The organism is Acidobacteriota bacterium, from assembly GCA_029861955.1.
In the GTDB taxonomy this organism is placed as follows: Bacteria; Acidobacteriota; Polarisedimenticolia; order Polarisedimenticolales; family Polarisedimenticolaceae; genus JAOTYK01.
The window spans coordinates 105,332-118,638 of record JAOTYK010000003.1; the positions used below are offsets into that span (position 1 = coordinate 105,332).

Genomic DNA, 13,307 nt, shown 5'->3' on the forward strand with positions numbered 1-13,307 from the left:
AGTTACGACTGCCAGGGGAAGATCGAACTGGACTGACGCCGACGGCTGGTGATCCGCTCTTCGATCGCCATCGCGACGTCCTGAAACTCCTGAAGGCTCCGAAGCGAGTCGAGGTCCGGGTCGGTGGTGACGAGCGCGTCCGCATAGCCCAACTCGACTGCGCGGCGTAGCTTGCTCAGGGCTGCCGCCGCCTCGCCGGCGCGCGCGTGGTAGCACGCCAGGTTGTACGCTCCCCAGGCCGTCCCGGAGAGCGACTCCGCGTACTCCGCCGCGACGCGAGCGTCGGTACTGTTTCCGGCCAGACCCAGGGTGACGGAGAGGTTGGCACAGGCCTCCTGACTCTGGCCGAGGTCGCACGCCGCCCGCATCGCATCGATCGCCGGCGCAAAACGGCCCGCACGCAAGTAGGCCAGTCCAAGTCGTTGGTGATGTCTCCAGTGGCTCGCCAGTGCCAACGCATGACGAGCGGCGCCGGCGGCTTCATCGAGCGTCCCTGCCGCCTCATGCGCCTTGCTGAGTGCGATGTGGTTCCCCGCTCCCGACGGATCCAGGTCAACAGCGTTCTGCGCGTCGCGCCGGGCAGACTCGGCGTCGCCCACCTGAAGACTTGCCAGCGCGCGTTGTCGCAAGGCCCACGCTCGCGCGGCGGGCGTAAGCTCGGTTCCGTCCAGCACCCATGAGTAGACAACCCGCGCCTGACCCGGCTCGCCCGACGAGCGATAGATGTAGGCTCGGATCATGTCATCGTAAGGGCTTGCGGGGTCGACGTGGTCGAGTTCAATCAGCCGTTCGCGCAGTTGAGCCAATGTGTTCTCGTTGGGTGCAGAGTCCCACGCCAGCATCAAGGCCCAGGCGTGGAAGACGTGCGCGGCCGGGTCGTCGCTGAATGTCCCGACGAGCTCGGCGTTCTCCTCGACTGTGCGGCCAACACTTCCGGCTTCGACAAGCCCGACAAACAGGGGTGACGCGGCCATCCGTTCGCCCGGGGCGAAGTCGTCGATGTAGGGGTAGCGGCTGGGGTAGACGAGACCGATCCCCTCGGCGATCTCCTGCGCCAACGCCGATGCCATTCCGGAAAAATCGGTCCCGACTTCACGCGGTCCGGACTCCCAGATCACTGCGCCCGAGGAATCACGCAGCTCGACTTGCAGACGCCCGGCGTCGGATTCGCGTTCCAGCGTCCCTGACAGCCGGTGGGTTGCCCTGGCGGCGTCACCGTTGCTTACGGTCGCGTCGAAGTTGCGTACCCCCTCAAGACCACTGGCGATCGACCTGGACAGGGCGGCACCGACGATGTCGGCACCTTCACTCTGCCCGCGGACATCGAACGGTTCGGCCAGGAGAATCCAGGATTCCGGCCTGGTTTCCTCGGTGGGAGACGGGCCCGAGCAGGCCAAAACCACGGTCAACCCGAGCAGGGCCAGACTGCGCAGTATATTAAGGTGATGAAGAGACCCGTGCGACACGCCATCTTGCTGCTGTCGATCCTGCTGGGGGTCGGGCTCGTCACCGCCGAGGGACTTCATTTCGAACGCGTGGGCACTGTCAGCGGGCCGCCCCCCGAGGTGATCACGACGATCTACGAGGACCGCGCCGGGTTCATCTGGATCGGGTCGCGAGACGGTCTGATCCGTTACGACGGATACACCTTCGAGGTCTTCGAGCACGACACCTCCGATCCAACATCGATCTCGGACAACAGCATTCGGATCATATACGAAGACAGTCGGAATAATCTGTGGGTCGGGACCAACACCGGTGGGTTGAACCGTCTCGACCGCGTGAGCTGGGAGTTCGAGCACTTCCGCCACGACTCCGCCGATTCGGGATCGCTCAGTCACGACAGCGTTTACGCCGTCGTCGAAGACGTCGCCGGCGAGTTGTGGGTCGGCACGCAGGTCGGCCTTAACCGCTTCGACCAAACGTCCCGGACGTTCGAACGGATCCGCCATGTGCCCGGTGTTCCTGGTGGGTTGAGCCACGACTACGTCTTCTGGCTGTACCCCGACACCGATGGCCGTTTGTGGGTCAGCACGATTGGCGGCGGCCTTAACGTCCGCGATCCCGAGACCGGGCTGTTCTCGGTCTATCGGCATGACCCCGACGATCCCTACAGCATCAGCTCCGACAGCCCGCTGGTCGTCGAGGAAGATCCGTCCGGAGCCCTGTGGGTCGCCTCGATGGACGGCGTCAACCTCTTCGAACGCGAGACCGGCACCTTCCGTCGTTTCGGTGTGGGTCCGTCTCAGCGGACGCGACTCAGCGACACGCTGTCCACGTCGCTGGCAATCGGTAACCCGGGGACGCTCTGGGTCGGAACCCAGGGTGGAGGGCTCAACCGCATCGACGCATCGAGCGGCGAGGTTCGAGCCTATCGTCACGATCCGTCCACGGCGCAGGGACTCGGCAACGACATCGTCTCGGCGCTGCTGCGTGATTCGTCCGACGCGTTGTGGATCGGTACGTGGGGCGGCGGGCTCAGTCGCCTGACGCCGGCGTCACTGCTGGTTTCCGGCACCGCGGACAAGGCGCGAATGCCCCCAGCTCTGGCGTCGCGAGACGTCACCGCGTTGACGCATGACGACGACGGTGGCCTGTGGATCGGCACGAGCAGCGGCGATCTGGTGCGACGCGATCCCGACAGCGGGACGGACCGAAAGTTCCTGAGCGGTGGCGACGACGGCACCGGCCGAATCATCTATCAGGTCGTTCGCGATGTTCGCGGACAGGTCTGGGTCGCCACCAACGCCGGCCTCGTGCGACTCGATTTGTCGTCCGGACTCACGACCGATTTCAGGCACGACCCACAGGACTCGGGCAGTCTCGGTCCGGGTTATGTGAAGGCACTACTGCTCGATGCCGACGGCAAGGTCTGGGCGGGTACCGGAGAGGGCGGCCTTCAGTGTCTCGACGAGTCGGGCCGCGTTGTCGAGCGCTATCTACACGATCCCGCCGATCCCGCGAGTCTCAGCGACGACTACGTCACCTCGATACTCCAGGACCGCGATGGCGCGTTGTGGGTCGGAACGCGCTCGGCGGGATTGAACCGCATTGACACGGAAACCAGGACCGTGACGCGCTACGTGCCGGATCGCGACGACGAGGACTCGTTGAGCCACCACTCCGTCAGCTCAATCTACGAGGATTCGACAGGCAATCTGTGGGTCGGCACGGGTGGCGGCGGGCTCAACCGTTTGCGCGACGACCGCGTAAGCTTCGAGCGTTTCACCGAGGCCGACGGATTGCTCGACGACGATGTGATGGGCATCGTCGAGGACGCACGCGGTAGTTTGTGGGTCAGCACCAAGCGCGGCCTGGCCCGCCTGGACCCGCACGTGCGTGCGTTCTCGAACCTCGTCGTCGCCGACGGACTGCCCTCCGGGGAATTCGAGCCCGGTGCCGTCACCCGCGATCGCAACACGCTTTACTTCGGCAGCGTCAAGGGACTGGTCGCCGTGCCGTCCAGCATCCCATTCCCCGAACCCACGCCGTCTCCCACCGTGATCACCGGTATCCGAACTGCGCAGGGAAAACTGCCCATCGATCGCCCGGTCTGGGAACTCGACCGACTCGAGATTCCCTGGGGCAAGTGGTTGTCGATGGAGTTCGCGGTACTCGACTTCAGCACCGAGCATCGTCACGGGTTTGCATATCGCCTCGGCGATTCGGACGCGGAGTGGGTCGAACTCGAGTCGCGACGGGAGATTACGTTCACCGACCTCGACCCCGGGATCCACGAACTCGCAATCCGAGGACGGAACCATCTCGGAGTGTGGAGTATGGCGAACCCGACACTGCACATCGAGGTCATCCCGCCGTTCTGGATGACGTGGTGGTTCCGTTCATTGATGTTGCTCGTCGTTGTCGGTGTCGTCGTGACTGCGCATCGAGTCCGCGTCAACGCCGTCAAGCGCAGGAACCTCGAGTTGATCCGTCTTCACGACCAACGCGAGAAGGCCCGTGACGAGCTGGCCCGCACCTACGACCGCCTACGTCACCTGACTCGCCGGGTGGAGGCCGCCAAGGAAGAGGAACGACGACACATCGCGCGGGAGTTGCACGACGAGCTCGGTCCGGCGTTGACTGCGGTGATCATCAATTTGCACCTCGTTCGTAAGAACCCGGCAGAAGCCGATGAGCGCGTTACCGACACGATCGCGCTCGCCGACCGACTCGTCGACCAGGTCCGGGATCTCTCGCTCGATCTGCGCCCACCGCTTCTCGACGAGCTGGGCCTCGTCCCCGCGCTGCGCGCGTATATCGAGACCGAGGCCAAGCGCGCCGGGATTTCGATCGACGTCGTCGAGGACGGTCCGGTCAAACCGCTCCCGGCCGAGGTCGAGATCACGGCCTTCCGGCTCGTCCAGGAAGCCGTGACCAACGTGATCCGTCACGCGGAGGCCAACAAGGTGAGCGTGCGTGTCCGCGGCGACAACGGCCAACTTGTTCTCAGCGTCGCCGACGACGGCAAGGGATTCGATGTTGACCGTACGCTCGCAGGCCCCGCCGGAGACGCTCTCGGTTTATTCGGCATGCACGAGCGCGTACAGAATCTCGGTGGGGAATTGAACATCGAGTCCAGTCCTGGTAGTGGCACCGTAATTCGAGGTCGCATGTCGATGAGAGGCAACTCATGAGCCTTCGCGTATTACTGGCGGACGACCACACATTGGTGCGCGCGGGGATCCGCTCGTTGCTGGAGTCGATCCCGGGCGTCGAAGTCGTCGCCGAGGCCGACGACGGTCGGGAGGCGCTCGAGTTGATCGCCAAGCGACGACCGGACGTGGCACTGCTCGACATCGGCATGCCCGGACTGAACGGGTTGGAGCTGGCCAAGCGTGTTCCCCACGAATCGCCCAAGACGAAGATCATCATCCTCTCGATGCACGCCGACGCGAACTACGTCAATCAGGCCTTGCGGGCCGGCGTTCACGGCTATCTGCTCAAGGGCGCGGCGGTCTCGGAATTGCCGCTGGCCCTCAGCGCGGTGACGCGTGGGGAGACCTACCTCACGCCGAAGGTGTCGCGCTTCGTCGTCGACGGTTTTCTCAGCGGCGAGGAAGCCGGTCCACTCGAGGGCCTCACCCGACGGCAATGCGAGATCCTTCAGCTGATCGCGGAGGGAAATTCGACCAAGGAGATCGCCGGCATGCTCGACCTCGGCGTCAAGACGGTCGAGACACATCGTTCACGTTTGATGGACCGGCTCGACATCCATGACGTCGCCGGCCTCGTCCGTTTCGCGATCCGCGCCGGCCTCGTCACCCCCGAGGGGTGACCGGACGATCAGGGCTGTCCGGGTTTTCCACACCGAATCGGCGCGCTAGGGGATTCTTCTTGCCGTAGTAAGGAAAGCCCCGACTGTAAAAAGTCTGTTCTTTGCGGATACTTCTGTCTCCCAGGGTGAGAGCCACTCGCCCGGACAGGAGAGTTTCGTGCAGGCGATCCGCATGCTCGTCGTCGGGGACAACGTCGATTTTGTCGAGGGTCTCCAGGCCTGGCTGGTTCGCGAGAGCGATATCCAGATCGTCGGGATCGAGCATTCCGGAGGCGCGGCGATCGAACAGGTCGCGGCTCTACGTCCACAGATCGTTCTGATGGACGTCACGATGGCTGGCATGAGCGGCTTCGAGGCGTGTCGCCGAATACGAGCCGACAACGGGGCGCCTGTGATCGTCCTGATGACGTTCCACGAGTCCGATACGGTCCGTCACGAATCGGCCGCGGCCGGAGCCGACGCGGTCATCGGCAAGGGTCATATCGCCACGACGCTGCTGCCGCTGGTTCGGGAGCTGGCTGGCTGGGCCGCCGAGAGCCGGAGCGACGGGACGCGGTCCAACAAACAGGAAAAACCAGAAAAACCACAAAAGCCGCAACCATGAGTTGGGTGTGGGGGAATCTTAATCCGGATGTAAGGAACATCCTGATTGCTGCTGAACCCGCTTCACGGAACACTCTAGGCCTCCTTAATTGGGAGGAGAGTACAGATCAGCGTTTTGATTGTTGAGGTTTTCTGAAATTCAGGGGGGGGACTGCGGCAGTAGCCGGAAAACGGCGGACCGTTAGAACCCAAGATCCACAAGGAGGGATCCATGAGAAAAGTCTTGTTTACGGCAGCGGTGCTGTTGCTTGCCGCCGCCGTCGTCAGTCCGGCCTTCGCCGATCCGCGGCAGGTCACATTTACGCCGATGGGCCCTGAGCCCGGAGCGACTTTCCCGTTGAGCCAGGCGCTCGGCGTCTCCAGCGACGGCGAGGTCGCGTTGGTCTGCCTCGGCTTTCTCGGCTGTGGTGTTGCCAAATGGAGCGAGGGCCAGGTCGGCCAGTTCGGCAGTGAGTACATCATTGCCGAAAGCATCTCCGGCGGTTCGCCGGCGATCTCCGACAGCTACGAGATCCTCATGACCCCGGGCTCGCTCGGTGGCTCCGCCGGGATCTGGGACAACGTCCCGTTCCCCAACGCGGGCTACGACCCGATCGTTCCGCTGATCGACGGCTTCTCCCTCTGCGGAAATTCCGGCCAGAGCGTCTACGCCATGAGCGACGACGGCCAGTGGGCCACCGGCCTCAGCTGGATCGATCGCAACGGTAACGGCAACGGTTGCGACGGCGCGACCGCGTTCCTGTGGGATCGTGCCGGCGGTACGGCGTACGCGCTGGACAACTCGGTCAACGACGACTCGACCCGTGGCAACGGCCTCAACGCTGATGGCAGCGTCGTCGTCGGTTGGGGTCAGACCAACCAACGCGAAGCGATGAAGTGGGTCGACGGCGTGCAGTCGTTCATCTGCCCCAACCCGCTCGGAGCGGGCGGCGACGAGTTCTGCCCCGAAGGTTGGGACGTGTCGGACGACGGCATGAGCATCTTGACCTCCTACGCAGGCCCTGGCGAATTCACCGCGACCGCGGCGATCATCGGCCCCGGCGGCAGCGTGACCAAGATGGACCCCCCGCCGTTCCCGGGCGACCCGTTCTTCGACGCCTGGAACCCCCGCGGCCTGAGCGGTGACGGCCAGCGCGTCGTCGGTTCCTACGGCGGTAGCGGCTTCTTCGGCTCGCCTCCGTACCCGACGTTGTGGACGCCGGAGCTCGGCACGCTCGACCTGCAGGTCATGCTGCTGGGCCAGGGTCTCGACGACCTGTTCTTCTGGTTCCTCACCAGCGCCAACGACATCAGCGACGATGGCACCGTCATCGTCGGTCACGGCACCAACCCTGACGGTTGGGTCGAAGCCTGGAAGGTCGACCTTGGTAAGGTCAGCGTCTGCCACAAGCCCGACGGCAATGCACGCACGGTCAACATCGACTGGGACTCGCTGCCGGACCACCTGGCCCACGGCGACGATCTCTCGACCTGCGAGTTCTCACAGGGCGACGGTCGCTCCCGTGCCGCCGATCGGCTTCTGCGTGGTGCGATGACCGCCATCGGTTCGGATGAGAACGCTCTTACGAATCCCCGCGCGACGGCGCTGAACAACCTGGCCGTCGGCGGTAACAGCTATGACGGCGCGACTCAGCAGTGGAAAGCCACTCCGGCGACCTCCGAGGTTCCTCGACTGTCGGTCGAGGAGCGCATGGAGCGGGTCCGACAGCTCGCCGAGCGTGTGCGTAACGGTCGGTAGTCTGTAGCTCGACGATCAACATCGTCGATCACGACGGATGATGACGCGGCGGGCCCGAGATGGTCCGCCGCGTTTATTCGATTCAGGGGCAGGGCTCAGCGGATGTTTCGAGCGGCAAAAAACGGCTTAAAAGGGGTGGCGGTGCTGGTCTGCCTGACCTGCCTGCCGCTGGCGATGGCCGCCGATAAGCCCGTCGGGGATTTCGTCCTGCAGTTGGGCGGTGTCCAGTTCGACCCGCTGGCCAATCCGGCCGCGCTGCCGGAATCTTGGAGCCGTTCTCCGTCGGCGAACAACGCCGAGGATTTGCACCTCGTCCAGTTCGACGGACCGATCTCTCCGCAAACCCTAGCCGATCTCGACGCCAACGGTCTCGAGGTCGTGCAGTACATCCACCCGTACACCTACATCGTCTGGGGCCACCGAACCGCTCGCCAGGGACTCGACCTGTCCGGGCCGGTACGATGGACGGGAGACTTCGCGCCGGGCTTCCGTGTCTTGCCCAAGTGGCGCGGGCTGCCCGACGATCCCGTCGATGCCCGGGTGCTGATCTATCGCGGCGGCAACGCCGACGCCGTCGTTCGCGTTCTCGGTGCGCTGGGTGGTGCGTTGACGGAACGGATGACGATCAATGAAGAATTTGAACTCGTCGGGGTCACGATCCCCGGCGATCGCCTGAACACCGCCGCGACGATCCCTGGTGTCTATTCGATCCAGCTCCCGACCGACGACGGCGGCTCGCGGGCCGAGGTCGCAAGTCAGATCTCCGCAGGCAACGTCGACATGGCGAACCTTGCACTGCCGGGTTATGAGGCGTGGCTGACGACCGTGGGACTCGATGGCAGCGGCGTCGTGGTCGCGCTGGTCGACGAGGGCGCAGACGAGGCTCACCCCGACCTGGCCAACAACATGCTGCCCTGTGTCGGCGACACCTGCTCGACCTTCCGTAGTGATCACGGTACCCACATCGCCGGAACGATCGTCGGGGACAACACGACGGGTGAGTTGAACAACGCCGGCTTTCTGCGGGGTCTTGGTACCGCACCGGCGGCCAAGCTGTTCGAGCAGTACTGGCGAGACCAGTACCGGTTGCCGGGAGGGATGCTCAGGCTGATGACCCAGTCGACGACCAACGGCGCCGTGCTCTCCAACAACTCCTGGGGCTCGTCGATCAACGCGCTGGGCTACAACCTCGATTCGTTGCTGGTCGATGCCGGCGTCCGTGACGCCGATCCCGATACGGCAGGTAGTCAGCCGCTGATCTATCTCCAGGCGATCGATAACGGCGCAGGGGGCGTTTCGACTCAAGGCGCTCCTGACGATGCCAAGAACGTTTTTACGATCGGCGCAACCGAGGCCTCTGCGGACGGTAACGGCGCGCCCGCGGCCAACATCAATGACCTGGGCTTTACTTCCGCGCACGGGCCCGCACTGGACGGCCGCACGATCCCGCACATGGTGGCCCCCGGCTGCTATATCGACTCGACGCTCATGGACATGGGTGGAGGCGCCGAATTCGGTTTCCGTTGCGGAACGTCGATGGCGACGGCCCACGTCTCCGGTGCAGTCGCTCTGTTCATCGAGTACTTCCGAGGTCTGACCGGTGCCGACCCCAGCCCGGCGCTGGTCAAGGCGGCGTTCATGCCCGTGGCCCACGATCTCGAAGGCGGGCTGGATGTCGACCTGAATCCGATGGGCCATCGTCCCGGCCCCAAACAGGGCTGGGGGCGGATGAACCTGGCGGCGGTCGTCGACCCTGCGGATCCGGTGTTGTACTTCGATCAGACCACCGTTTTCGATTTCACCGGCCAGGAGTGGACCCGGGTGGTGACCCAGGCCAACCCGGCACAACCCATGCGCGTGATGTTGGTCTGGACCGACGCGCCGGGGCACGGCCTCGGTGGTAACACCCCGGCCTGGAACAACAATCTCGACCTGGAGTTCGACGCCGGGGGACAGACCTACCTGGGGAACGATTTCGGCATGGACGGGCTGTCCACCACCGGTGGCACGGCCGACGGGATGAATAACGCAGAGGGCGTCGCGTTGACCACCGTGGCGGGAAACGCCACGATCCGCGTCAAGGGCACCGACATCAACTCCAACGGCGTGCCCCATTTCGGCGATCGCACCGATCAGGACTTCGCCGTCGTTTGTTACAACTGTGCGTTGGTCCCGGACTTCGCGTTGTCCGTCGCTCCTGCGCCGTTCAAGGTCTGCGCCGGGCAGCCCGGCGAATTGGATGTCGAAGTTTCCCAACTGGCAGGGTTTGGCGATCCCGTCACGCTGATGGTCAGCGGAGTTCCGGCCGGAGCGATCGCCGGTTTCAGCACCAACCCGGTCAATCCACCGGCCACTCCCGTGTTCACACTCGATGCGGGTACCGCCGTCGACGGCGACTACACACTGGATATCCAGGGCGACTCGTCATCTCTGACACGAACAGTCTCGTTGAACCTGAGCGTCCACACCACGTTCCCGACACCGGCCACGCTGACGTCGCCTGTCGATCTGGCGATCGATGTTTCGACCCGCCCGACACTCGAGTGGGGCGCGACAAGTTGGACCGATCGCTACTTCGTCGAGATCGCCACGGCCCCCGATTTTCTGGACATCGTCTACAGCGCCATCACGTTGTCGCCCTCCCATACCGTGCCTCATCACCTGAAACAGCTGGCCACCTACCATTGGCGTGTGCGGGGAACCAACGCCTGTGGGTATGGCTCCGTGTCCGGTACTTTCTCGTTCACGACCCTCGACGTTCCCGATGTGCTTCTGGTTGACGACGATTACGACATCCCCAACGAACAGAACGAGTACAGTTCGGTTCTCGATGGCCTGGGTGTGACCTACGACATCTGGGACGTCTGGGCCGTGCACATCGGAATCGAGCCGGACCTCGATATCCTGGCGCCCTACGACACGATCATCTGGTACTCCGGTTCCGAGGAGGTCTACGCCGGCCCCAACGACGCGTCCGAGCGAGACCTCCCCGAATGGCTCGATCACGGCGGCTGCCTGTTGATCAGCAGCATCGACTACCACCTGTCGATGTTCAGTAGCGTCACCGACTTCATGCAGCAACGGCTGGGTGTGGCGTCCATCGGCGAGGATGTGGGCATGACCTCGATCACGGGGCAGGGCGCCGCCTACACCGGTCTGGGTCCCATGGGCCTGGCGAACGCCACTCCGGACTATCGCGACTCGATCACACCCGACGGCACTGCCGAGCTGGCCTTCTCGGGAGATCTCGGCGATGCCGGCATCAACAAGGACGGTGGCTGGTACCGTACCAGTTTCCTCGGATTCGGAATCGAGTCCCTGGGAACTGCCGACAAACCGCTGGTCCTCGACGCCTTCCTCACCTGGTGTGCCGGGCTGGGGGCTGTCGATGGTGACGGCGACGGCGTGACCAACGAGAACGACTGTGTGGCCGGCGACGCCAACGCCTGGGGTAAGCCGCAGCCGATCACCGACCTGATGCTAAGCAAGGGTGCGATCGGATTTTCCTGGAGCGAGCCCGTCGGCGGCAGTCGCTCACGTTACGACATTCTACGAAGCGTCGACCCGACGGATTTCCTCAACGCGACCTGCTCCTCGGCGGGGAGCATCAACACCTACGCGCCCGAGGATCCCTTCGTGGGAGAGGTCGGGCAGGTGCTGTTCTATCTCGTCGGCGCCCGCAATGAGTGTGGTGTTTCGACGCTCGGCAGCGATCTCGGCGGGATGCCGCGCTACGGCACGGCCTGCGATGCGGAGGCGGAGTGGTGGTAAAGCGATACGTCCGGATTCTGCTAGCTTGCTCGCTGCTCTGTGCGCCGGTTCTGGCCCAGACCTCGTTCAGCGATCAGACCACATCGGCCGGTCTCGGCCACACGACGGCGCTGCCGTTCGACATGACGCAGCGTCAGATGTACTGCGGCGGTTCGGTCGGCGACTTCAACAAGGATGGTTGGCCTGACCTGTTTCTGCTTGGCGGTGGGGATACGTCGACCGCCGATGCGTTGTACCTCAACAACGGCGACGGAACCTTCACCAACCACGCCGCGGCGTGGGGCGTGGCCAAGATCCATCGGGGTCGTGGCACGACGGTCGGTGACTTCAACAACGACGGTTGGGACGACATCTACATCACCAGCGGTGGGGACATGCTGGATGGCGACCGCGTCGGTCAACACATGCTGTACCGCAACAACGGCGACGGCTCGTTCACGGACATCGCGGTCTCCGCGGGCGTGAACCGGAGCTCGTTCGCTCTACTGACCGCCACCGGCTCCACATTCGGGGACTATGACCTTGACGGCGATCTCGACCTCTATGTCTCCGGCTGGGAAGGTACTGACGCCAACCATCTGTACCTCAACAATGGAAACGAGACGTTCACCGATGTCACCGGGTCTACCGGGTTGGGACATCACCACTACGCGTTCTCGCCACGCTTCGTGGATATGAATGGCGACCGTTACCCAGAATTGATCATCGCCGCAGACTACGGAACCAGCAAGTACTACGTCAACGATCAGGACGGCACGTTCACCCATTACACGACGCAGTCCGGCGTCGGTCTAGAGAAGAACGGGATGGGCAGCGCCATCGGTGACTTTAACCGCGACGGTCTGCCCGACTGGTACGTCACGTCGATCTACAACCCGGCGACGGACCAGGATGGCAACTACCTCTTCATCAACCAGGGCAACGACACCTACACGTTCGTCCCTGAGGAGGACGGTGCTCGCGACGGCGGCTGGGGTTGGGGTGCCGAGGCGATCGATATCGACCACGACGGCTGGACCGATATCGTCGAGACCAACGGCTGGATGCCGACCGAGTGGTTGACCGAGAACTCCTATATGTGGCGCAATAACGGCAACCTGACGTTCACCGAAGTTCAGGGCGCGGGTACGGGGTTCGAGCACGTCAGCCAGGGTCGCGGCCTGCTGTTGATCGATTACGACCGCGACGCCGACATGGATATCGTGTTGACCGGCTGGGATGAGCCCGTCGCCCTGTTCCGTAACGACATCTCCGGCGCCGACACCAACGCCATCGAGGTCCTGCTCGACACCGACGCGTCGACGACGCTTGCTCCCGACGGCTACGGTTCCAAGATCACCATCACCGCTGGCGGCGTGACGCAGTACGCCTGGCCCAACGGCGGAGCGACCTATCTCGGACGCAGTCAGATGGCGTCGCATTTCGGTATCGGCGCTGCGACATCGGTCGACATCACGGCCGAATGGTCCGACGGCACGACGACCACCGCGACCGGCGTGGCGGCCAATCAGATCGTGACCCTGGCGCCCCAGACCGGCGGCCCGGCACCCGGAGAGCCTTCCGAAGGCGGAGCGCCCGAGGAACTGATGGTCGCCAGTAAGAACGACGCAACCGGATTGATTGACGTAGCCTTCAGCCCGGCGTGCGATGCCTCGAATCACACGATCTACTACGGCGACCTCGCCAACGTATCGACCTACGCCTACTCCGGCGCCTCTTGTTGGCGCGGGAACAGCGGGACCACCTCGTTCGATCCTGCCGGTCTGAGCAGCGCTTTCTTCATGATTGTCGGAAACAATGGAGTCGTCGAAGGCTCCTATGGCCGGGATACTCTCGGCGCCGAGCGTCCGCAGGACACCACCGCGGCCTGTCAGCTTCCCCAGAATCTTTCGGGAGTCTGCAGCCTGCCTTAATGGA

At 63.9% G+C, this 13,307-nt stretch carries 7 protein-coding genes; 6 read left to right on the plus strand and 1 reads right to left on the minus strand.

The window, feature by feature from the left end; translation table 11 throughout:
- Nucleotides 1–2: 2 nt before the first annotated feature.
- A complete protein-coding gene (locus OES25_02445) occupies nucleotides 3–1,526 on the minus strand; it encodes a hypothetical protein (GenBank protein ID MDH3626502.1) in 1,524 nt (507 codons plus the stop codon).
- On the opposite strand from OES25_02445, the gene OES25_02450 reads away from it, so the two are divergent.
- The 6 genes from OES25_02450 (at nucleotide 1,446) to OES25_02475 (ending at nucleotide 13,303) form a co-directional block, all read left to right on the plus strand.
- On the plus strand, nucleotides 1,446–4,637 hold the full coding sequence (locus OES25_02450; protein ID MDH3626503.1) for a histidine kinase: 3,192 nt from the start codon (nucleotides 1,446–1,448) through the stop codon (nucleotides 4,635–4,637). The two genes, OES25_02445 and OES25_02450, sit on opposite strands and share 81 nt — an antisense overlap.
- Nucleotides 4,634–5,278: a response regulator transcription factor gene (locus OES25_02455; protein ID MDH3626504.1), complete on the plus strand. Its 645-nt coding sequence runs from the start codon at nucleotides 4,634–4,636 to the stop codon at nucleotides 5,276–5,278. Before OES25_02450 ends, OES25_02455 begins: the two co-directional genes overlap by 4 nt.
- Before the next feature lie 157 nt (nucleotides 5,279–5,435).
- Nucleotides 5,436–5,882, plus strand: a complete 447-nt coding sequence (locus OES25_02460; protein ID MDH3626505.1) for a response regulator transcription factor — start codon at nucleotides 5,436–5,438, stop codon at nucleotides 5,880–5,882.
- A gap of 210 nt (nucleotides 5,883–6,092) precedes the next feature.
- Nucleotides 6,093–7,619, plus strand: coding sequence for a hypothetical protein (locus OES25_02465; protein MDH3626506.1), 1,527 nt, complete (start codon nucleotides 6,093–6,095; stop codon nucleotides 7,617–7,619).
- 102 nt (nucleotides 7,620–7,721) lie between these two features.
- Entirely contained in the window at nucleotides 7,722–11,390 is a 3,669-nt protein-coding gene (locus tag OES25_02470) for a S8 family serine peptidase (GenBank protein ID MDH3626507.1), read from the plus strand.
- Nucleotides 11,384–13,303 carry a CRTAC1 family protein gene (locus tag OES25_02475; protein ID MDH3626508.1) on the plus strand — a complete coding sequence of 640 codons (1,920 nt, stop codon included), beginning with the start codon at nucleotides 11,384–11,386 and terminating at the stop codon, nucleotides 13,301–13,303. The genes OES25_02470 and OES25_02475 overlap by 7 nt, the downstream gene beginning before the upstream one ends.
- The last annotated feature ends 4 nt before the right edge of the window (nucleotides 13,304–13,307 follow it).

Coding starts and splice junctions, on each gene's coding strand:
- OES25_02450 (MDH3626503.1), top strand. CDS start 1,446: ATGAAGAGACCCGTGCGACACGCCATCTTGCTGCTGTCGATCCTGCTG.
- OES25_02445 (MDH3626502.1), bottom strand. CDS start 1,526: ATGAAGTCCCTCGGCGGTGACGAGCCCGACCCCCAGCAGGATCGACAG.
- OES25_02455 (MDH3626504.1), top strand. CDS start 4,634: ATGAGCCTTCGCGTATTACTGGCGGACGACCACACATTGGTGCGCGCG.
- OES25_02465 (MDH3626506.1), top strand. CDS start 6,093: ATGAGAAAAGTCTTGTTTACGGCAGCGGTGCTGTTGCTTGCCGCCGCC.
- OES25_02470 (MDH3626507.1), top strand. CDS start 7,722: ATGTTTCGAGCGGCAAAAAACGGCTTAAAAGGGGTGGCGGTGCTGGTC.